Here is a 17,928-nt window from a genome sequence, read left to right as displayed (position 1 = left end):
ACCCTCTTGGGGCGCCCCCACCGCGCCTGTACAGCCTTGCCTCTACTGGCCAGTAGGGGAATGTCGCAGAGGAAGCATGACACGGCTCCGCATTTGTGGAGAACGTCCAAAAGCCCAGGTGCGCGGATGCCTCGGTTTGGGATACGAGCCGAAGATCAGGGTGTGACCTGCGCAATAGCCCGCTCCGGGCTCGCGCGCCCCCGCCGTGCGGGGGTCACGAAGGTCACCTGGTCGCGCGACACGCGCGCGGTGCGCGCGCGCCCTCAACCGCCACCGAACCCGTCCGGCCACCCCACCTGGTCGGCGAGACCGGCGCTCTCCATCGCCCAGCGCAACCGCCAGACCAGCCCCGGGTCCCGCTCGACGAGACGACCGAGGTCGACCTGCGAGTTCAGGAACTGCGCCGGATCGCGCAGCACTCGCAGCCTCTCCCACGCCTCGGCCGCCCGTCCCATCTCCACCAACCTGACGATCGCTCGTACCCCGAGCACCGGGACTTCCTCCTCCAGCGCGGTGGAGAGCACGTCCTCCAGGGCAACGAAGCCCCTCGTGCTGCCGGATCGCGAGATGACGTTCAACACCACTTCCATCGCCGGCTCCAGCGTCTGCGGTCCCATCACGCAGGCATGAACCACAGCGAGTTGGGTCCTGACCGGAACGTCCTGGTCGCTGACGAGTTGCCGGAGAACAGCCGCATCCAGAACACCCGGGCTCGGCTGACTTGCCGGGGCGTCCACGTACTCCTCGTACGCCGCATGACGCGTTTCCGCCGATTCGGCGCTCAGCAACTTCATGAACAGGTGCGCCCGGGACACCATCCCCAGACCGTCGACACGGGAAACGTGGGTGAACGCCAACCCCTCGCGCTGGGCCAGTGGCTCCAGAGCGTGCTGGAACAGGTCTTGGTGCGGATCGCACTGCAAGTACGTCGCCCGCCGGTACTTCTCCACGTCGTCGTAAACCACCGCGTGGACATCGCCGCCATCGCCGGCGAAACGCGCCGTCACCTGCTCGCCCGACGCCAGCGACACCGAGTTCAGCTCGACCACGGGCCAGGTGCGGTCGACCGTCAACGCCGCGACCACGCCGTTCCACTCCTCGTAGGTGAGCTGTGATCGCCACAGCTGCGCGAGCCTGCGCCATTCGTCCGACGGTTGTCCACCGGGCAGGTCGTCCGGCGTCAGCGGTCCTCCGACGATCACGAGAAGCAGCACGAGATTCGCGGTGTAGGCCGCGATCCTCGTCGGCACGGTCAAGCGACGCGGCTCGTACGGGACGACCGAAGGCCGGGGGTATTGGGCCGCCGCCAACAATCCGACCAGCGCGCGCCGCAGGATCTCCCGATCACCCGCCGGGAGTTCCGCGAACAACTCCAACAAGAACCCCACCACCGCCGCGCGCGTGGTCACCGGCGCGAACGACAGCAACGAGTACACCGTGTCGTCGTCAACGGCCGTCCGGCCCCCGAAGTGCGCTTCGGCGGCGGCCCGCTCCCGGGCGACCAGGTCGCACAACACCCGGTGCACGAGCCTGGCCACCAGGTACTCGCCGAACGTGGCGTGCAGGAATTCGTAGGTCTGCAACACCTCGCCCTCACGCGCCGCCCGAGCTTCGTGGATGAAGAAGAACCGGCCCACCACCAGTTCGGCGGCGCTGAGCCGGCGGCGCGTCCCCGGTTCGGCGACGACTCCCCGGTCCGGCAGCAGGTTCGCCAGGTCGCGGTCGAGATCGGCCTCGCCGACCCACTGCGCGCCCCGGTTGAACATCGCGAACGCCACCACGGACAGCCGCACCAACTCGTCGTTCACCCCGTGCACGACCTCGCGCCGGTCCGCGCCGGGGATCTCCCGGACGACTTCCCGCCGGGCGAACCGCGTGATCAGCTCCTCGTACAGCTGCGCGTGCCCCAGCGTGGCGTGCTCGCGCTGGAGCGGGTTCCCCTCGGCGTCGTAGAGGGCGAGCATGAACAGCAGCAACGGCTGGCGCGCCAGGTCGTCGTGCTCCAGCGCGACCTCCGCCGTCAGCGGGGACAGCGACCGGTCCGGGTAGTAGGCGCTGTTCGTCTCGTTCCACACGTCGAGCCACGCCCGGACCTGGTCGTCCTGGAACGGCTCCAGCCGCAGCACGATGCTCTCCTCGGGCACCGTCGCCCGGTCGGCGACGGCGGTCCGGCTGGTCACCAGCACGATCACCGACCGGCCCTGGTCGTGCTCGCGGCGCTGGAACTCGCGGATCTTGACCAGGTAGTCGGTGCGGCTGACACCGGTCGCCTGGAGCAGTTCGTCGAACCCGTCGAGCATGACGACCGGGACGGCGCGGCCGGCGGCGCGCGTCAACGCGGGCCAGTCCAGCCGTTCACCGGTCAGGTCCCTGATCGCGTGCTCCACCTGGGACTGGAGGTCGGCCTCGACGGGCGCCTCCCGCAGCACGACCCGGATCGGCAGGAAGTCGCGCGGGGGCAGCAGCGCGGCCAGCATCTTGGTGAGCACGGACTTGCCCGATCCCGGCTGCCCCAGGACCACCAGCGGCGCGCGGGTCGCCTGCGAGGAGGCGAAGTAGCCGGCCAGGTAGCCCTGGACGTCGGTGCGCACCGGGTGCCGCGCCCACCACAAGTCGCTGCCGAGGCCGGTGCCGCCGTCCGCACCGGCCTCGGCGACCCGGAACACCGGTGCCACGTAGGCGCTGCCCAACGTCGGGATGGTCAGGCCGTGCGGCAGGTCGCCGGACTCGACCAGCGGCCGGTCGAGGGCGGCGCGGTGGGCCTTGGCGAGGCTCTGGCGGCGCTCGTCGGGCGCGGTGTGGCCCGCGACGCTCGCCAGCAGGTCGTGCAGGTGGTCCAGCTTCAACCGGGTGGCCGCCTGGTCCTTCTTGGCCGTCCACACCGCGAATTCCGGGCAGTCCCGCTCAAGCTGCGAGTAGAGCTGTTCGTAGTGCACGACCGCGCGCGGCGGAACGGTCTTCGTGATCGTGGCGCGGAGCCGTTCCCGGTCACGCGCGGAGAGCTGGTCCTCCACGTCGAGGCCCAGGATGAAGTCGGCGAGCACGACGGCGGTGAGTGTGAAGCACTCGGTGACGTGGTCGATCAGCACCTCGTAGGGGGTCTGCGGACCGGGCAACGGGAGGGCGTCGACCAGCAGCGCCTCGACGGCCGTGGCCGTCCTGGAGTCGGCCGGGCGCCCGCCGGTGAACAGGGTGATCTGCTCGGACCTGGTGATCTTGAGCTGCTTCAGGTCCACCGGCAGGTCGACGTCGTCCAACGCCTCGAACAGCGCGGTGATCAGCACGATGCTGTGCGCCGCCTCCAGCAGCCGGGTGCGGTCGACCCGGTGCAGGCCCTTCACGCGGTCGCGCAGCGACGACACGGCGGCCTTGCCCAGGCGGGCCACCTCGATCCGGGCGTCGAGCAGCTCGATGCCGCCCGTGGCGAGCACACCGACCGCGGACAGCCGTTCGACGAGGGTGGTCAGCACGCTGTCGCCACCGAGCAGCGTCACCGCGTCGTTGTAGGAGAAGCCTCGGCGCATCGGAGCAGTCTGGCCGGATTCGCCCCGAGGTGGTCCGCAAAAACCGCGCGGCGGGCCGACCCGACGGCGGCACCGGTGTCCGCTCAGGAGTTCGCCGCCGCCACCAGGGCGTCCACGGCGGCCTGGTCGAGCGGGCCGCCGGGCAGCAGCCGGGCCACCCGGTCCAGCGGCATCGCGGCGGCGATGGTGAGCAGGTTCGGGTCGACCGACGGCGACCCGGACGGGCCGGCCAGCGCTTCGGCGAGCAGCCGCGAGCCGCGCGGGTCGGCGAACCACTCGCCGAGGCTGGACTGCGCGGTGAGCGGCAGGCGCGCGTCGTCGCCCGCCACCTCGACCACCACCGTCGTGCGCAGGTCGCGGGAGGACGCGCCGACCGCCACGTGGTGCGGCCCGCCCTCGACCACCCACCGGCCGAGCTTGAGGTCCCAGTGCGCGAGGTCGTCCCGGGCGACGTCCAGCACCACCTCGACGGTCCGCCCGGCCTCGATCGGGACGTTCGCGAACGCCTTCAGCTCGCGCGGCGCGCGCCGGACCCGGGAGCCCGGCCGGCTCACGTACACCTGCACGACCTCGCGCCCCTCGCGGGCTCCGGTGTTGGTCACCTCGACCCGCACCCGGATCCCGGTGTCATCGGCGGTCGCGGTGGCGGTGCCGTACTCGAAGGTGGTGTAGGACAGGCCGAACCCGAACGGGTAGGCCACGTCCTGCTCGCGCGCGTCGAACCCCCGGTAGCCGACGTGGATGCCCTCGCCGTAGCGCAGGTGCCCGTCGGTACCCGGCAGGTCCAGGTAGGACGGGTGGTCGGCGGTCCGCAGCGGGATCGTCTCGGCGAGCCGGCCGGACGGGTTGACCAGCCCGAACAGCACGTCGGCGAGCGCGCTGCCGCCCGCCTGGCCCGGCAGCCAGCTCTCCAGCACCGCGGCCACGTCCGCGTCCCACGGCGTCGTGCGCACCACGCCGCCGTTGCACAGCACGACGACCGTGCGCGGGTTGGCCGCCGCGACCTCGCGGACGAGTTCCAGCTGGTCGGCGGGCAGGTCGAGGGTCGTGCGGTCCAGGCCCTCGGTCTCCTCGGGCGTGCCGAGGAACACCAGCGCGACGTCGCTGTCCCGCGCCGCCGCCACCGCGTCGGCGATCAGCCGCTCGTCGCGCCCGTCGCCGCCGTAGCCGGGCGCGAACCGGACCGGTGCCGACGTGGCGGTGGCGATGCAGGTCAGCGGGTCGTCCAGCCTGGTCGGCGTGATGGTCGAGCTGCCGCCGCCCTGGTAGCGGGGCGTGCGGGCGTACTCGCCGACCACCGCGACCGACGTGCCGACGACCGGCAGCGGCAACACCCCGCCGTCGTTCTTGAGCAGCACCGCGCCGCGCGCGGCGATCTCCCGCGCCAACGCGTGGTGGGCGTCGACGTCGTACTCCCCCGCCTCCCGTGCACCGGCACGTCGGACCAGGTCACGCACCCGCTGCGCGGCCGTGGCGAGCGCTTCCGGCGCCAGCTCGCCCGCAGCGACCGCCTCGACCAGGGCGCGGTCGCCGTCGTCGTCGGGTCCGGGCATGGTCAGGTCGAGGCCGGCCGCGACGGACGCGACCCGGTCGACCACCGCGCCCCAGTCCGACACCACCAGGCCGTCGAACCCCCACTCGCCGCGCAGCACGTCGGTGAGCAGGAAGCGGTTCTGGCTCGCGTGCACGCCGTCGACCCGGTTGTAGGAGCACATCACCGTCCACGGCCGCGCGTCGCGCACGACCCGGTGGAACGCGCTCAGGTACAGCTCGCGCAAGGTGCGTTCGTCCAGGTCGGCGCTGACCGTCATCCGGTCGGTCTCCTGGCTGTTGGCCGCGAAGTGCTTCACCGACGCGCCCACGCCCCGGCTCTGCACGCCGCGCACCCACGCGGTCGCCAGCACGCCGGTCAGCAGCGGGTCCTCGGAGAAGTACTCGAAGTTGCGCCCGCACAGCGGGCTGCGCTTGAGGTTGACGCCCGGCCCGAGCAGCACCGCCACGTCCGACGCCCGCGCCTCGTCGCCCAGCGCCTCGCCCATCCGGCGCAGCAGGTCCGGGTCCCAGGTCGAGGCCGTGGTCACGGCGGGCGGGAAGCACGTCGCGGGCCGCCCGGTCAGCGGGTCGCCGGGGGTGGCGGCCACCCGCACGCCGTGCGGCCCGTCGGTCAGGGTGATCGCCGGGGTCCCGGCGACCGCGCCGGCGTGCCAGAAGTCGACGCCGCTGGTGAGCGCGGCCTGCTCGGCGTGCGGAGTCATGCGGCAACCCTTCGCCGTTGCGCGGTGCCTACCGGTTGGCGACAGTCGGTAACCTAACTCCGGTCCGCGGGGTGCGCACGAGATGCCGGTTCAGGACATCCGGAGCTGGTCACGCAGGGTGCGGGCGACGTGCGCCATCAGCGCTTCCGCGCCGGGCTGCACGACGGCCGGCACGCTCGACTCGGTGAACGCGGCCACCGCGTACGCCTGCCCGTCCGCGTGCTCCACGACGCCGGCTTCGTGCCGCAGGTTGAGCAGCGTGCCGGTCTTGGACGACCAGCGCGACGCGTCGGAGACGAAGTCCGGGGCCAGGCGCTGGCGCAGCAGGTTGTCCCCCATCAGGCCGCGCACCCGCTCGGCCACCGCCGGGTCGATCGTCGTCGGCCGCCACAGCCCGCGCAGCAGGTCCGCGAACGCCCGCGCCGACCCGGTGTTGGCCAGGCTGATGTCGAGCTGGGGCACCGGGTGGCCCTGCCCGGCGGTGCCCGCCGTGATCGCCAGCGAGTGGGCCAGGTGCGCCTCGGGCGGCGCGAACCGCTCGGCCGGGGTGTCGGTCAGGTCCGCCATCAGGTGGCGGACCGCGATGCCGTCGTAGCCGAGCCGGCGCAGCTCGGCGGTCACCGAGGCGGGCGGGGTCAGCGCGAACAGGGCGTCGGCGGCGATGCTGTCGCTGATCGCCGTGCTCAGGTAGAGCAGGTCGGCCAGCGCGATCGTGGCCGGGTGCCGGAACCGGGCCAGCCCGGTCGGCCCCGGCACGGTGCTGCGGCCCGGCTGGACGGTGATCGGCATCGCCTCGTCCAGCTCGCCGCGCGCGACGCGTTCCAGCGTGGCGACCGCGAGCGGCACCTTCACCAGGGACGCGACCGGGAACTCCACGTCCGCGTCGATCCCGAGTTCGTCCCCGGTGTCGAGGTCGCGGACCAGGAACGACCCGCGCAGCCCGCCGGCCGCCAACGCCTCGCGCGCGTCGCGCACCACCTTCGCCGTCGCCGTCACCCCGCACCCGCCCCGTCGTCCACGGCACCGAGACAAGCACCGATCAGCGCCGCCGGCAGGGCGCGGATCCGCTGGACGTCCTCGCGCGAGCGCGCCGTGACGTCGTAGCCGCGCGCCAGGGTCAGCTCGCCGATCGGCCGCCAGTGCAGGCCCAGCTCGGTGGCCTGGCCCGGCGAGCAGAGCAGCAGGTCGGCCGACCCGAGCACCTCGGCGGTGGCGGCGACCAGCGAGTCCGCCGCGACGACCTGGGCCGGGAGCAGGCCGACGGCGTCCCGCAGCCGGGTGACCCGGTCGCGGACGTGCGGCACGTCGTCCTCGGCGTGGATCCAGACCCGCCGCCGCGCGCCCCGGGCCGCCCGGCCCGCGCGCAGCGTCTCCAGGTAGAGCGCGGACGTGCCGTCCGCGTCGGTCCGGGCGGCCAGGCCCAGCGGCACCCGCCAGACGCCGTCGTCCGGCGGCACCGCGACCAGGGCCGCGCGCACCTCCAGCGTGCGGGCGAGTTCGGCGCGCTGCCCGGAATCGGCCTGGCGCAGGTCCAGGGTCAGGCCGTGCCCGCGCGCGGCGGCGACCAGCCGGGCCAGCCGGTGCGGCGCGCACACGGCGGGCACGGCCAGCCGGAACGGCCGCAGCCTGGCCTGCTCGGCGTCGTGCTCCAGCGCCTCGGCCAGTTCGACCAGCCGGCGCGCGGACGGCAGCATCTCGCGGCCGAACGGCGTCAGCGCGACGCTGCGCGACGACCGGGTGAGCAGCCGCGCGCCGAAGTACTTCTCCAGCGCCGCGATCCGCCGGCTGGCCACCGACTGCGGGATCCGCGCCACCGACGCGCCGACCGTGAAGCTGCCGTGCCCGCTCACGGCGACGAAGGCCCGACAAGCCGCGACGACGTCCACGCCGGACATCATATGCCGGATCGGCATCGATCCGGCGGTTCGCGTCTTGGACGCGATGCACCGCAGGCTGGGAGGCTGTCCGGGGACAGACCGCAGATCGGGGGATTTCGTGGAAAGCCGCCAACCGGCGCGCGGGGACGGGCCGACGGGGTTCGAGATCGGCGTCGCCGTGCTGATCGCCGGCGTGGCCGGGGTCCTCGGGGCCGTGCTGTTCGGCTTCGAGGTGTTCGCCATCGCGCTGTTCCTCGTGCCCGTCGTGGGTCACGTCGTCGGGCCAGTGCTGCTCGCCGGCATGGCGGGCGCGGGCGTGTGGTGCGCGGTGCGGCGTCGCCGGTCGTGGCGCGGCTTCGGCGTCGGCCTGGTGATCGGGTGGGTGCTGCTGGCGGTCTGGACGTCCGGCGCGACGGTCGGCCTGGCCCCGTTGTTCCGCGACTGACCAGGGCCTCTTCCCGAACCCGGTCCACTCCTACTCGCCCAGGGGGCACATCATCGCACCGATCACCCGCCGCGCCCTGCTCGGGACGGCACTGCTGTCACTGGCCGCGTGCACCGCCGGGGAGCAGCCGCGTCCATCCGGGACGTCCACTCCGGCCGGAACGCCCGCCCCGACCACGACCCCGTCACTCGTGCCGCCCGACGGCCGGTGGGAGGAGCTGGAACGCAAGTACGGCGCGCGGTTGGGCGTCTACGCCGTCGCCACCGGGTCCGGGACGACCATCGACCACCGCGCGGACGAGCGGTTCGCGTTCTGCTCGACGTTCAAGGGCTTGGCGGCGGCGGCCGTGCTCCAGCGCAACCCCTTGGCGCACCTGGACACCGTCGTCACCTACACCGCAGCGGACCTGATGAAGAGTTCCACGATCACCCGCGAGCACGTGGCGACCGGGATGACGATCCGCGAGCTGTGCGACGCCGCCGTCCGCTACAGCGACGGCACGGCCGGCAACCTGCTGCTGCGCGACGTGGGCGGGCCGGCCGAACTCACCGCGTTCCTGCGCGGCCTGGGCGACGACGTGACCCGCATGGACCGCACCGAGCCCGGCATCGTGGAGGCCACGCCGGGTGATCTTCGCGACACCACGTCGCCGCGGGCGATCGGGACGGACTACCGGCGGATCGTGCTGGGCGACGTGCTGCCCGACGACAAGCGCGCGTTCCTGCGCGACCTGTTGGCGCGCAACACGACCGGCGACCGGCGCATCCGCGCGGGCGTGCCGGGCGGGTGGGCGGTGGCCGACAAGACCGGGTCCGGCTTCCACGGCACGGTCAATGACATCGGACTCGTCTGGCAACCGAACGCCGCCCCACTCGTCATATCCGTCATGTCCAGTAAACCGGCTCAGGACGCGGAGTACGACGAGGCGCTCATCGCCGAGACCGCGGCGCACGTCGTGGAGGTGTTGACATGACACCGCGCGAGGTCGTCGGCGATCGGGGGGTCCGATGCGCCTGTGGGTGGTGATCGCGCTGGTGGTGGTGCTGATCGGGGCCGGGGCGGCGGGAGGTCTGGGGCTGACCGGCCGGTTGGAGTTCGTCCCGGACCCGGCCCCCGGGCGGCCGTCGGCGATCCTGGAGGAGATCCCCGGCCCCGAGACCGGTCCGGTGTGCGCGGTCGACGGGCGGTACGTGGACGAGCCCGCCACCGGCCTGCACCCCGAGGTCCACGCCGCGTGGCAGCGCCTGGTCGAGGCGGCCGGCGGCAAGGGGATCCGGCTGTGCCTCAACGACGGCAAGCGCAGCAACGGCCAGCAGCAACGGGAGTTCGACGCGTCGGTGCGGCAGCTCGGGTCGCCGGAGCTGGCCGCGAAGTACGTCCTGCCGCCGGAGAAGTCCATGCACGTCAAGGGACGCGCGGTGGACATCCAGCCGCAGGACTCGGCGATCTGGGTCGAGCGCAACGCGGTCGCCCTGGGCTGGTGCCGCCGCTACGACAACGAGTACTGGCACTTCGAGTACTCCCCGTCCTACACCTCCGGCTGCCCCGCGCTGCTCCCCAGCGCGATCGGCTCCTGATCCTCGCGCACGGCGTCCACTGCGGACCGTCCCGGTCGCCCGCGCGGTGAGCGGGGAAGGGGCCACAGCGCCGCGCGACGGCACGTCCACCGCGCGGCGCACGTGGTCAGCCGAGCAGGGCGGCGCCCGGCGCGTCGGGGTCGGTGGTGGTGAACAGCTCCTGGATGGCCGCGCGGAACTCGGTGAAGTCGATCACGCCGTCGCCGTTGACGTCGATCCGCTCGAACGCCGCGCCGGCGATGTCGGTGCCGACGTCCGCCGAGGTGTACAGGTCGACGTACTCGTCCCGGTCGATCAGGCCGTCGCCGTCCCGGTCCAGGACGTCGAACACGGCCCTGGCCACGGAGGACACCGACTCCTCCAGGTAGTCCGGGTTGCCGACCAGCCCGCGCCCGGTGGCCGCCACGAACTCCTCGCGGCCGACCCGGCCGTCCCCGTCGAGGTCGGCGTCCCGGGCCAGCTGCGCCCACCACTCGCCGAACGCGGTGGTGATGCCCTTCCGGCGCGCCTGCTCCGCACCGGGCACCAGGCGCGCGGCCACCTGTTCGGCCAGGACGGTGAAGTCGTCCGCCGAGACGACGCCGTCCCGGGTCACGTCGAGCACGTCGAAGATCTTGCCGAGGTTGTCGTCCTGGATACCGGAACCACTGGTCACAGAAGCCTCCAGATCGTGGATTCTGCTTGGGAGTAAACCGGTTGCGACGGTCGGCGGGCCAGGGTGATTCCGGAGTGCACGCGTTCGGCCGAACCGCGCTCGCGCAACCGGCACCCGGCGGTGCCGCGTTCACCGGTCCGGCGCAGCCCGCCACCCCGAACGGCGGTCGAGCACCCCTCGCGTCCGGATGTCCCGCTCGCCTTGGAACAGCATCGGTCCACGACGGACGGGGCGGGGGCGCGCGCCCCCGCCCCGTCCGTCCGAAGCGGCCTCAGGGCCGGTCGGCCACGGCCGTCAGCCCGAGATCCGGTAGGCGTGGATGACGGTCACCTCGCCGGTGTTGCCCGCCGCGTCGGTCGTCTTCGCGCGCAACGACGCGAACTTCGCGCCCGCGACGTGCCGCACGAGCGCCGTGCCGCCGACGACCGGCACCTTGCGCCAGGTCGCCCCGTCGTCGAACGACGCCTCGACCTCGGTGCCGGTGACCTTCGGCGTGCCGGGCTGCTGCTCGACCTTCACCGGCACCGGCCACACCCCGCCGCACGCCGCGTTGTCTGCGTCGAGCCTGGGCAGGAACCGCACCACCGACATCGGCAACACCTGATCGGCCACGCGCGCCGACCGGAACGTCCACACACCACTGGTCCTCGTCGAGAGGTCCGACTCGGCGTGGGTCTGCTCGACCTCGACCCGGTAGCCGCCCTCGGCTTCCGGGACCCGGAAGCCGGCCGTCGACAAGGCTTCCTCGCCGACCTTCACCCCGTCGCGGAACAGCCTGATCCGGCTCGCCGCGAACGGCCGGGCGCCGTCGCCGCCGTTGGCGTCGGCGTACATCGGCACGCGGACGCCGATGTCGTCACCGCGCCGGGTCAACCCCCGGTCCGATGTGGACGGTCCGAACACGGCGGCGTTGAGCGTCTGCTCGTAGGACCTGCCGGGTTTCGTGGCACGCGACGGCGCGGTCAGCACGACCTCGGTGCTCCCCTCGGCGGACCACTGCTCGAAGTTCCACCGCCACTTGACGCCGTCCCCGGCGGTGACCAGGTCGACCAGCCGGGTGCCCGCAGGCACCGGCGAACTCCAGCCGCGACTGCCGATCTGCTCGGGCAGCACGCCCAGCCGGTACTGCTTCCCGGACCCGCCGGGCCGCACCACGGTGGTCACCTCGGCCAGCTCGGACCTCTTCGCGGTGCGGGTGTAGCCGACCGGCACGCCGCCGCGCTCCTGCCAGAGCAGCCGGTAGGTCACCGGGGTCCCGTCCGCGCGCGGCGTGCCGGTGAGCTGCGTGCCGAACGAGGTGGTGAAGTCCGCCGAGCCCGGTCCGACCTGCCCGGTGAACACCTTGCCGCCGAACCCCGCGCCGAGCCACGTCGCGAAGGCCGCCGACCGGCCCGCCTCCGGCGCGGTGAACACCACGTAGCCGGCCCGCTCCCGCGCCGCCGGGTCCGGGCCGGCCAGCGTGACGGGTTTGGCGGCGCGCGCGTCGAACACCGCCCGCGTGTCCCGGTCCAGCACGAGTTTCGGCTGCGCGATCAGCGCCTGCTCGCGGTCGGGACCCATCACGCTCGCGTACACCCGGTACTCGCCCCTGGGCAGGCGCAGCGTCTTCGGCTGGTTCGAGCCACCGTCGTCGAGCCGCTTGCGCCCGGTGGCCACGTCCACGATCGTCGTGCGGTAGTAGTCGGTCGGCTGCCCGTCGAAACCGAGGTGGCTGATCGTGTAGTCGTAGCTCTCGGCCTCCCGGGTGAACCCGACCAGCGTCCGCAGGTCCGCCCCGCCGGACGCGACCACCGCGCCGGTGTAGCGCCCGTCCGGCGCGGACACCGCGGTGTTCGCGGTGACGGTCGTCGTCGCCTCGCCGCCGGCCGGCACGGTCACCCTGGCCGGCGTCGCGGTGACCATCCCCGCCGGGGCCGCGCCGCCCGGCCCCCGGACGTCCACCGCGACGTCGAGCACCACCGGCTCGGTGCCGGAGTTGCGGTAGGTCACCGTGCGGGTGAGCACCGCGTCGTCCTCGTGCGGCCACCGCTGGAGGCCGAAGTCGACGTTGCCCGGTTCGGCGACGACCCGCTGCGCCAGCGCCCGGGGCACGTCGACCCGGCCGAAGCCCTGGTCGGTCACCGCGAGCGCCGGGTTGGCGGCGGCGGACGCCGTGATGGTCGCCTTGATCCGCTCGCCCGACCAGTCCGGGTGCAGTTGCTTGAGCAGGGCGGCGACCCCGGCGACGTGCGGCGTGGCCATCGACGTGCCGGTCATCGCGCGGTGCTCGGCCGTGCCCGCCTTGGCGGCCACGATGTCCACACCGGGAGCCGTGACGTCCGGCTTCACCGCGCCGGTCGCGGTCGGGCCGCGCCCGGAGAACGGCGCGATGTCGTCGGACCGGTCCACCGCGCCCACGCTCAGCGCGCGCTCCGCGCTGCCCGGCGAGTGGATCGTGCCCGGCGCCGCACCTTCGTTGCCCGCGGCGGCCACGAACAGGATCCCCTTCTCCGCGGAGAGCCGGTTGACCGCCTCCTCCAACGGGTCGACCTCCGGGGTGTCGGTGTCGCCCAGGCTCAGGTTGACGATCTGCGCGCCCTCGTCGGCGGCCCACTGCATCCCGGCGAGGATCGCCGAGTCCGAGCAGCCGCCGAACGCGGCCACGCAGACCTTGCCGTCGAGCAGCCGGGCCTCCGGCGCGACACCCCGGTACCGCTCGCCCCGGCCGGCGATCGTGGACGCGACGTGCGTGCCGTGGCCGGCGGTGTCGGTGGTGTCCGGGTCGTCGGTGAAGTTCCGCTCGGCGACCTGGCTGCCGACCAGGTCCGGGTGCCGCTCGTCGACGCCGGTGTCCAGCACCGCGACCGTCACGCCCCGGCCGGTGAGCCCGGCCTGCCACGCGGCCGGCGCGCCGATCTGCCTGGTGCTCCGGTCGAGCGCGAGCCGTCGGCGCCCGTCCAGCCACACCTTCTCGACGGCACCGCCGCGCAGCGTTTCCCACGCGCCGCCGGACTTGTCCGCGGTGGCGGCCACCACGCCCACGGCGGGCAGCCGAGCCTCGACCGACAGCGCGCCGATCTCGGCCCGCGCGCCCGCCGCCGGGCGCACGATCACCGGCACGGTGGACCGCCGCGCGTCGTCGTAACCGGACTCCACCAACGACGTCACGTCGAACAGCCGCCGGTCCAGCCGGCCCCCGGCCACCAGCGCGGCGGCGTCGCCCGGCACGGCGAACTGGTGCCCGTCCTCCTGGTAGACGTCGACGGGCACGTCCGCACGGCCCGCGCCGGGCTCGTACGAGACGATCCGGTCACCGGCCGACACCACCCGGTCGCCGGTGATCAACGTGACGGTGTGGCGCTGCGGCCCCGTCTCCGCCGCCGGCTCGCCGGCGGGCTCCGCCCGTGCCGACGACAGCCCACCGGCCACCAGACCGGCCGAGACGACGAGCGCGACGATCCTCTTGTGCCCTCTGCGATCCGGACCTGCTTGACCCACCCAGTGCCTCCCTGTGTTCCCCTCGCTGCGGCACAGGCGACCGTATTGGCCGACGGCACCGGCCCCCTCGTCCGATGAGCCCGGAAAACCCCGCGCGCGGTCGGCCGTTGGGGCGAGGAGAACCAGCCGATCGACCGATGGCGGGCCGCCCGGACCGTGCTCGCCCCCGACCGTCCGCCCGCGCCCGGCCGGGTCGGCGGCGGTGCCGGATCCGGTGGCGACCGGCGCACCCGCCGAGAAATCGCGGTCGTGACGATCACCGCGGACCGACTCCCGCGCTCGCTCGACCCGCTGCCCCACGGCGCGCGGCAGCGGCTGCTCTCCGGCACGGCGCGCGACCTGGCGGGCACGCCCGGGTTGGACGTGCTGCTGCACGACCTGTCCGGACGCGCCCGCGCGATCACCTCGCCCGACAGCAACGTGGCCCGGCGCGCGCCTGCGCCGTCCGGCTCGGCGTGCCCGCCGGAGTGTTCCTCGACCTCCTGCCGCAGCTGTCCGGGGACCTGCGCCGGGTGCTCTACCTCGCGGTGCGCCGCCGTGGCCTCAGCGGACGCGCTGCTGCCCGTGGTGCGGGCCGCGTACGGCGACATGGAGGCCGCGAGCCTGCCGGCGTCGTGCCCGGCGCAGACCGTGCGGGCGCTCCTGCCGGACCTGGAGCACGCCGTTCGGACGTGGACCGCGATCGGCCACCCGGTACCCGGTGGTGCTGCCGGACTTCGTGGACGCCGAGTTGGACGGGTGCGCGCCGACCTGGTGGGCGGACGCGCCGGGCGGTGACCGGTCTGCCGGCCGGCGCGGACCGGTACGACGCCGAGGCCGAGCGCGACCTGCCCGATCGGCGGCGGATCGAGGCGCTGGTGCGGCAGGTCGCGGACCTGGCCGACTCCGCGGTGCGGCGGGCGAGCCGGGCGCGGACCTGGCCGGACTGCGGGACGTGGCCCGGTTCGCCGACCGGCCGACCACCCGCCGGCAGGCGGGCGCGGAGGTCGCGGCGACCTTGGCCGAGGTGCTGGACCGGCTCCGGCCGGACCGGCTGCCCGTGCTCGCCGACGCGCTCGCGGGCGGGCAGCCGGAGCCGGCGCTCGCGGTGGCGACGGCCGCGACGGTGGCGCGACCTGGTGCGCGGGCTGCGCCGGCACGACGACCCGGACGGCCGCGAGGCAGCCCTGGCCGTCCGCACGGACGGAGGGGTCGGCGGACGGCCGATCGGGTGAACCCACGGCAACCCGGCGCGCCGCCCCGGGCTGACCGGCGACCCTGGTCCGGCAGTCGTGTTCGCGAGGGGGACGGCGATGGCGACAGTGTTCACCTTGCTCGGCGAGGTGACCGCGCGGGTGGACGGGCAGCCGGTCGACCTGGGACCCGCGCGGCAGCGGTGCGTGCTGGCCGCGCTGGCGGTGGACGCCGGGCAGGTGGTGCCGGTCGACCGGGTGGTGTCGCGGGTCTGGGGCCCCGAACCGCCGCTGCGGGCGCGGGCCTCCTTGCACAGCTACATCTCCCGGCTGCGCCCGCTGCTCGGGTCGGTCGGGCTGGTCCGGCGGGCCGGCGGCTACCTGCTCGACGTCGACCGGGACGCCGTGGACCTGCACCGGTTCCGGGGCCTGTGCGCGCGGTCGCGCACCGAGGCGGACCGGGCCGAGGCGCTGCTGACCGACGCGCTGCAGCTGTGGCGCGGGGAGGCGCTGGCCGGGCTGGGCGGCGAGTGGGCGCTCGCCGAGCGGGACCGCTCCGCCGGGGAGCGGCTGACCGCCGAGTGCGACCTGGTCGACGCCCGGCTGAAGTCCGGGCAGGGCGGGAACCTGGTGGCGGAGCTGGCCGCGCGGGCCGTCGAGCACCCGCTGGACGAACGGGTCGCGGCCCAGTACCTGCTCGCGCTGTGCCGGGCGGGCCGGCCCAGCGAGGCGCTGGAGCACTACCGCCGCCTGCGCGCCCGGATGATCACCGAGATCGGCACCGATCCCGGTGTCGCGCTGCGGCACCTGCACCAGCGGATCGTCGACGACGACCGGACCCTGACCACGCCGGCGTCGTGCGGCGAAACCGCGCCGGCACCGCACCGGCTGCCGCCCGCACCGCCGGGGTTCACCGGCCGGGCGGCGGAACTCGCCGCGCTCACCGCCCACCTGGACGGCTCCGCGCCGGGCGGCACCATGGTGGTCTCGGCGGTGGCCGGGGCGGGCGGCATCGGCAAGACCTGGCTGGCGCTGCACTGGGCCCACCAGAACGCGCACCGGTTCCCCGACGGCCAGTTGTTCGTGGACCTCCAGGGGTTCAGCCCGACCGCGACCCCGGTGGACTCGACCGCCGCCGTGCGCGGGTTCCTCGACGCGCTCGGCGTCGACCCGCGCGCCGTCCCGCCCGACCCGCACGCCCAGGCCGGTCTGTACCGGAGCCTGGTGGCCGACAAGCGGATGCTGATCGTGGCGGACAACGCGCGCAACGCCGAGCAGGTGATCCCCCTGCTGCCGGGCAGCCCGACGTGCACCGTGCTGGTCACCAGCCGGCACCGGCTCACCGGGCTGGCCACCGGCCACGGCGCCCGGCCGCTGCGGGTGGACGTGCTCTCCGCCGCCGAGGCGCACCAGGTCCTGGTGGACCGGCTGGGTGCCGCGCGGGCCGCCGCCGAACCGGACGCGGTGGCCGCGCTGCTGGCCTGCTGCCACGGTTTCCCGCTGGCGCTGGCACTGGTGGCCGGGCGCGCCCGCGCCGACCCGGCGTCCCCGCTGGCCGCGCTGGCGACCGAGCTGCACGCGGCGCGCCTGGACGTGCTGGACGCCGAGAACCCGGCCGCCGGCCTGCGGGCCGTGCTGTCCTGGTCGCACCAGGCGCTGACCGCCGACCAGGCGCGGGTGTTCGCGCTGCTGGGCCGCACGCCCGGCCCGGACGTCGACCTCGCGGCGGCGGCCGTGCTCGCGGGCCTGTCCGAGGCCGCGACCCGTTCGGTGCTGCGGGCCCTGGAGGACATGCACCTGGTGCAGCAGCGCAGCCCGGCGCGGTGGCAGCTGCACGACCTGATCAAGCTGCACGCGGCCGACCAGGAAGTCGCCGAGCGCGAACTGGAGCGGGCGCTGTCCCGGCTGGCCGACCACTACCTGCACACCGCGCACGCCGCCGACCGGCTGCTCAACCCGCACCGCCCGCCGATCCCGTTCGGCGCGCCCGCGCCGCACTCCCACCCGCGCCCCCTGGGCGACACGGGCGCGGCGCTGGAGTGGTTCACCGCCGAGCACCGCAACCTGCTGGCCATCGCCCGGTGCGCGTCGTCCTCGCGGGTCTGGCAGCTCGCCTGGGCGCTGGACACGTTCCTCTACCGGCAAGGGCACCTGCACGACGCGGTCGTGGTGTGGCGCGAGGGGCTGGCGGCGGCCGACCGGCAGGGCGACCCGGCGGTCCGCGTGCTGGCCCACCGCCTGCTCGGTGCCGCGGTCACCTACGCGGGCCTGCACGACGAGGCCGAGGCGCACCTGTCCGAGGCGCTGGCCCTGGCCGAAGACCTCGGTGACGCGCTCGCCCAGGCCCACACCCACCGGTCGCTGGCCCAGATCGCCGAGCGGCTGGGCCACGACCGGCGGGCCCTGGCGCACGCCACCAGCGCGCTGGACCTGTACCGGAAGCTGGAGCTGCCGGTGCTGGAGGCGTTGGCGCTCAACGCGGTCGGCTGGTACCAGGCCCGGCTCGGCGAGTTCGACGCGGCCCGCGCGCACTGCACGGCCGCGCTGCACCGGGCGGGCCGCGAGGTGGACGCCGCCGCGCTGGACAGCCTCGGCTACATCGCCCACCGGACCGGCGACCACGCCACCGCCGTGGACCACTACCGGCGGGCCCTGGCGCTGTTCCGGGAGGACGGCGACGCGTTCAGCGAGTCGCACACCCTCGACCGCCTGGGCCACCCCTACCGCGCGCTGGGCCGGCTGGACGAGGCACGTGACGCGTGGCGGGAGGCCGTCCGGCTGTTCGAGGCCCAGCACCGGGGCGACGAGGCGCGGCGGGTCCGGCAGCTGATCGCCGGTCTGGGCCGGGCCTGAACGGACCCCTGGGTTCGCCTGGCCGGGCGGTGGACCGGCCCCGGTCGGGGAGAGGACACTTCGCGGTGGCTTTCCGGGCGGCGGCCTACAGGA

Annotated in this window: 12 protein-coding genes; 6 read left to right on the top strand and 6 right to left on the bottom strand. The window is 74.5% G+C overall.

What is annotated here, in order from left to right; genetic code table 11:
• Positions 1-263: 263 nt before the first annotated feature.
• The 4 genes from AC0HI0_RS09855 to AC0HI0_RS09840 all read right to left on the bottom strand — a co-directional run bounded on the left by AC0HI0_RS09855 (position 264) and on the right by AC0HI0_RS09840 (position 7,674).
• Positions 264-3,524 (bottom strand): NACHT domain-containing protein, encoded by a 3,261-nt coding sequence (locus tag AC0HI0_RS09855; RefSeq protein WP_480931986.1) that lies wholly within the window; start codon positions 3,522-3,524, stop codon positions 264-266.
• 83 nt (positions 3,525-3,607) lie between these two features.
• Positions 3,608-5,779: a glycoside hydrolase family 3 C-terminal domain-containing protein gene (locus AC0HI0_RS09850; protein WP_480931985.1), complete on the bottom strand. Its 2,172-nt coding sequence runs from the start codon at positions 5,777-5,779 to the stop codon at positions 3,608-3,610.
• Positions 5,780-5,869: 90 nt separating this feature from the next.
• Positions 5,870-6,775: a serine hydrolase gene (locus AC0HI0_RS09845; RefSeq protein ID WP_480931984.1), complete on the bottom strand. Its 906-nt coding sequence runs from the start codon at positions 6,773-6,775 to the stop codon at positions 5,870-5,872.
• Complete coding sequence (locus tag AC0HI0_RS09840) at positions 6,772-7,674, bottom strand: LysR family transcriptional regulator (RefSeq protein WP_480934276.1); 903 nt, start codon at positions 7,672-7,674, stop codon at positions 6,772-6,774. The genes AC0HI0_RS09845 and AC0HI0_RS09840 overlap by 4 nt, the downstream gene beginning before the upstream one ends.
• A gap of 100 nt (positions 7,675-7,774) precedes the next feature.
• Here AC0HI0_RS09840 and AC0HI0_RS09835 point away from each other — a divergent pair, with 100 nt between their 5' ends.
• Genes AC0HI0_RS09835 through AC0HI0_RS09825 form a run of 3 tightly spaced genes read left to right on the top strand, consistent with a single transcriptional unit; the run spans position 7,775 to position 9,678 of the window.
• Positions 7,775-8,101, top strand: coding sequence for a hypothetical protein (locus tag AC0HI0_RS09835; protein WP_480931983.1), 327 nt, complete (start codon positions 7,775-7,777; stop codon positions 8,099-8,101).
• Positions 8,102-8,150: 49 nt separating this feature from the next.
• The gene (gene bla, locus AC0HI0_RS09830) at positions 8,151-9,074 is read left to right on the top strand and encodes a class A beta-lactamase (RefSeq protein WP_480934275.1); all 924 of its coding nucleotides are present in this window, start codon (positions 8,151-8,153) and stop codon (positions 9,072-9,074) included.
• 34 nt (positions 9,075-9,108) lie between these two features.
• Positions 9,109-9,678, top strand: coding sequence for a D-alanyl-D-alanine carboxypeptidase family protein (locus AC0HI0_RS09825; protein ID WP_480931982.1), 570 nt, complete (start codon positions 9,109-9,111; stop codon positions 9,676-9,678).
• Positions 9,679-9,784: 106 nt separating this feature from the next.
• Here AC0HI0_RS09825 and AC0HI0_RS09820 read toward each other — a convergent pair whose 3' ends face one another.
• Positions 9,785-10,333: an EF-hand domain-containing protein gene (locus AC0HI0_RS09820; protein ID WP_480931981.1), complete on the bottom strand. Its 549-nt coding sequence runs from the start codon at positions 10,331-10,333 to the stop codon at positions 9,785-9,787.
• Positions 10,334-10,627: 294 nt separating this feature from the next.
• Positions 10,628-13,810 carry a S8 family peptidase gene (locus tag AC0HI0_RS09815; protein ID WP_480931980.1) on the bottom strand — a complete coding sequence of 1,061 codons (3,183 nt, stop codon included), beginning with the start codon at positions 13,808-13,810 and terminating at the stop codon, positions 10,628-10,630.
• A 249-nt stretch (positions 13,811-14,059) separates the two neighbouring features.
• On the opposite strand from AC0HI0_RS09815, the gene AC0HI0_RS09810 reads away from it, so the two are divergent.
• The 3 genes from AC0HI0_RS09810 (at position 14,060) to AC0HI0_RS09800 (ending at position 17,835) form a co-directional block, all read left to right on the top strand.
• Positions 14,060-14,587, top strand: a complete 528-nt coding sequence (locus AC0HI0_RS09810; protein ID WP_480931979.1) for a hypothetical protein — start codon at positions 14,060-14,062, stop codon at positions 14,585-14,587.
• Positions 14,584-15,024 carry a hypothetical protein gene (locus AC0HI0_RS09805; protein ID WP_480931978.1) on the top strand — a complete coding sequence of 147 codons (441 nt, stop codon included), beginning with the start codon at positions 14,584-14,586 and terminating at the stop codon, positions 15,022-15,024. Before AC0HI0_RS09810 ends, AC0HI0_RS09805 begins: the two co-directional genes overlap by 4 nt.
• A 78-nt stretch (positions 15,025-15,102) precedes the next feature.
• Positions 15,103-17,835 (top strand): AfsR/SARP family transcriptional regulator, encoded by a 2,733-nt coding sequence (locus tag AC0HI0_RS09800; protein WP_480931977.1) that lies wholly within the window; start codon positions 15,103-15,105, stop codon positions 17,833-17,835.
• Positions 17,836-17,928 lie beyond the last annotated feature (93 nt).

The organism is Saccharothrix sp. NBAS 001, assembly GCF_056640475.1.
The sequence above is the reverse complement of the archived record's forward strand: the minus strand, read 5'-3'. Positions and strand labels throughout refer to the sequence as shown.

What these genes read in the sequence shown, in the direction of transcription:
- AC0HI0_RS09850 (WP_480931985.1), bottom strand. Translation starts at nt 5,779, where the DNA reads ATGACTCCGCACGCCGAGCAGGCCGCGCTCACCAGCGGCGTCGACTTC.
- AC0HI0_RS09800 (WP_480931977.1), top strand. Translation starts at nt 15,103, where the DNA reads ATGGCGACAGTGTTCACCTTGCTCGGCGAGGTGACCGCGCGGGTGGAC.
- AC0HI0_RS09855 (WP_480931986.1), bottom strand. Translation starts at nt 3,524, where the DNA reads ATGCGCCGAGGCTTCTCCTACAACGACGCGGTGACGCTGCTCGGTGGC.
- AC0HI0_RS09840 (WP_480934276.1), bottom strand. Translation starts at nt 7,674, where the DNA reads ATGTCCGGCGTGGACGTCGTCGCGGCTTGTCGGGCCTTCGTCGCCGTG.
- AC0HI0_RS09825 (WP_480931982.1), top strand. Translation starts at nt 9,109, where the DNA reads ATGCGCCTGTGGGTGGTGATCGCGCTGGTGGTGGTGCTGATCGGGGCC.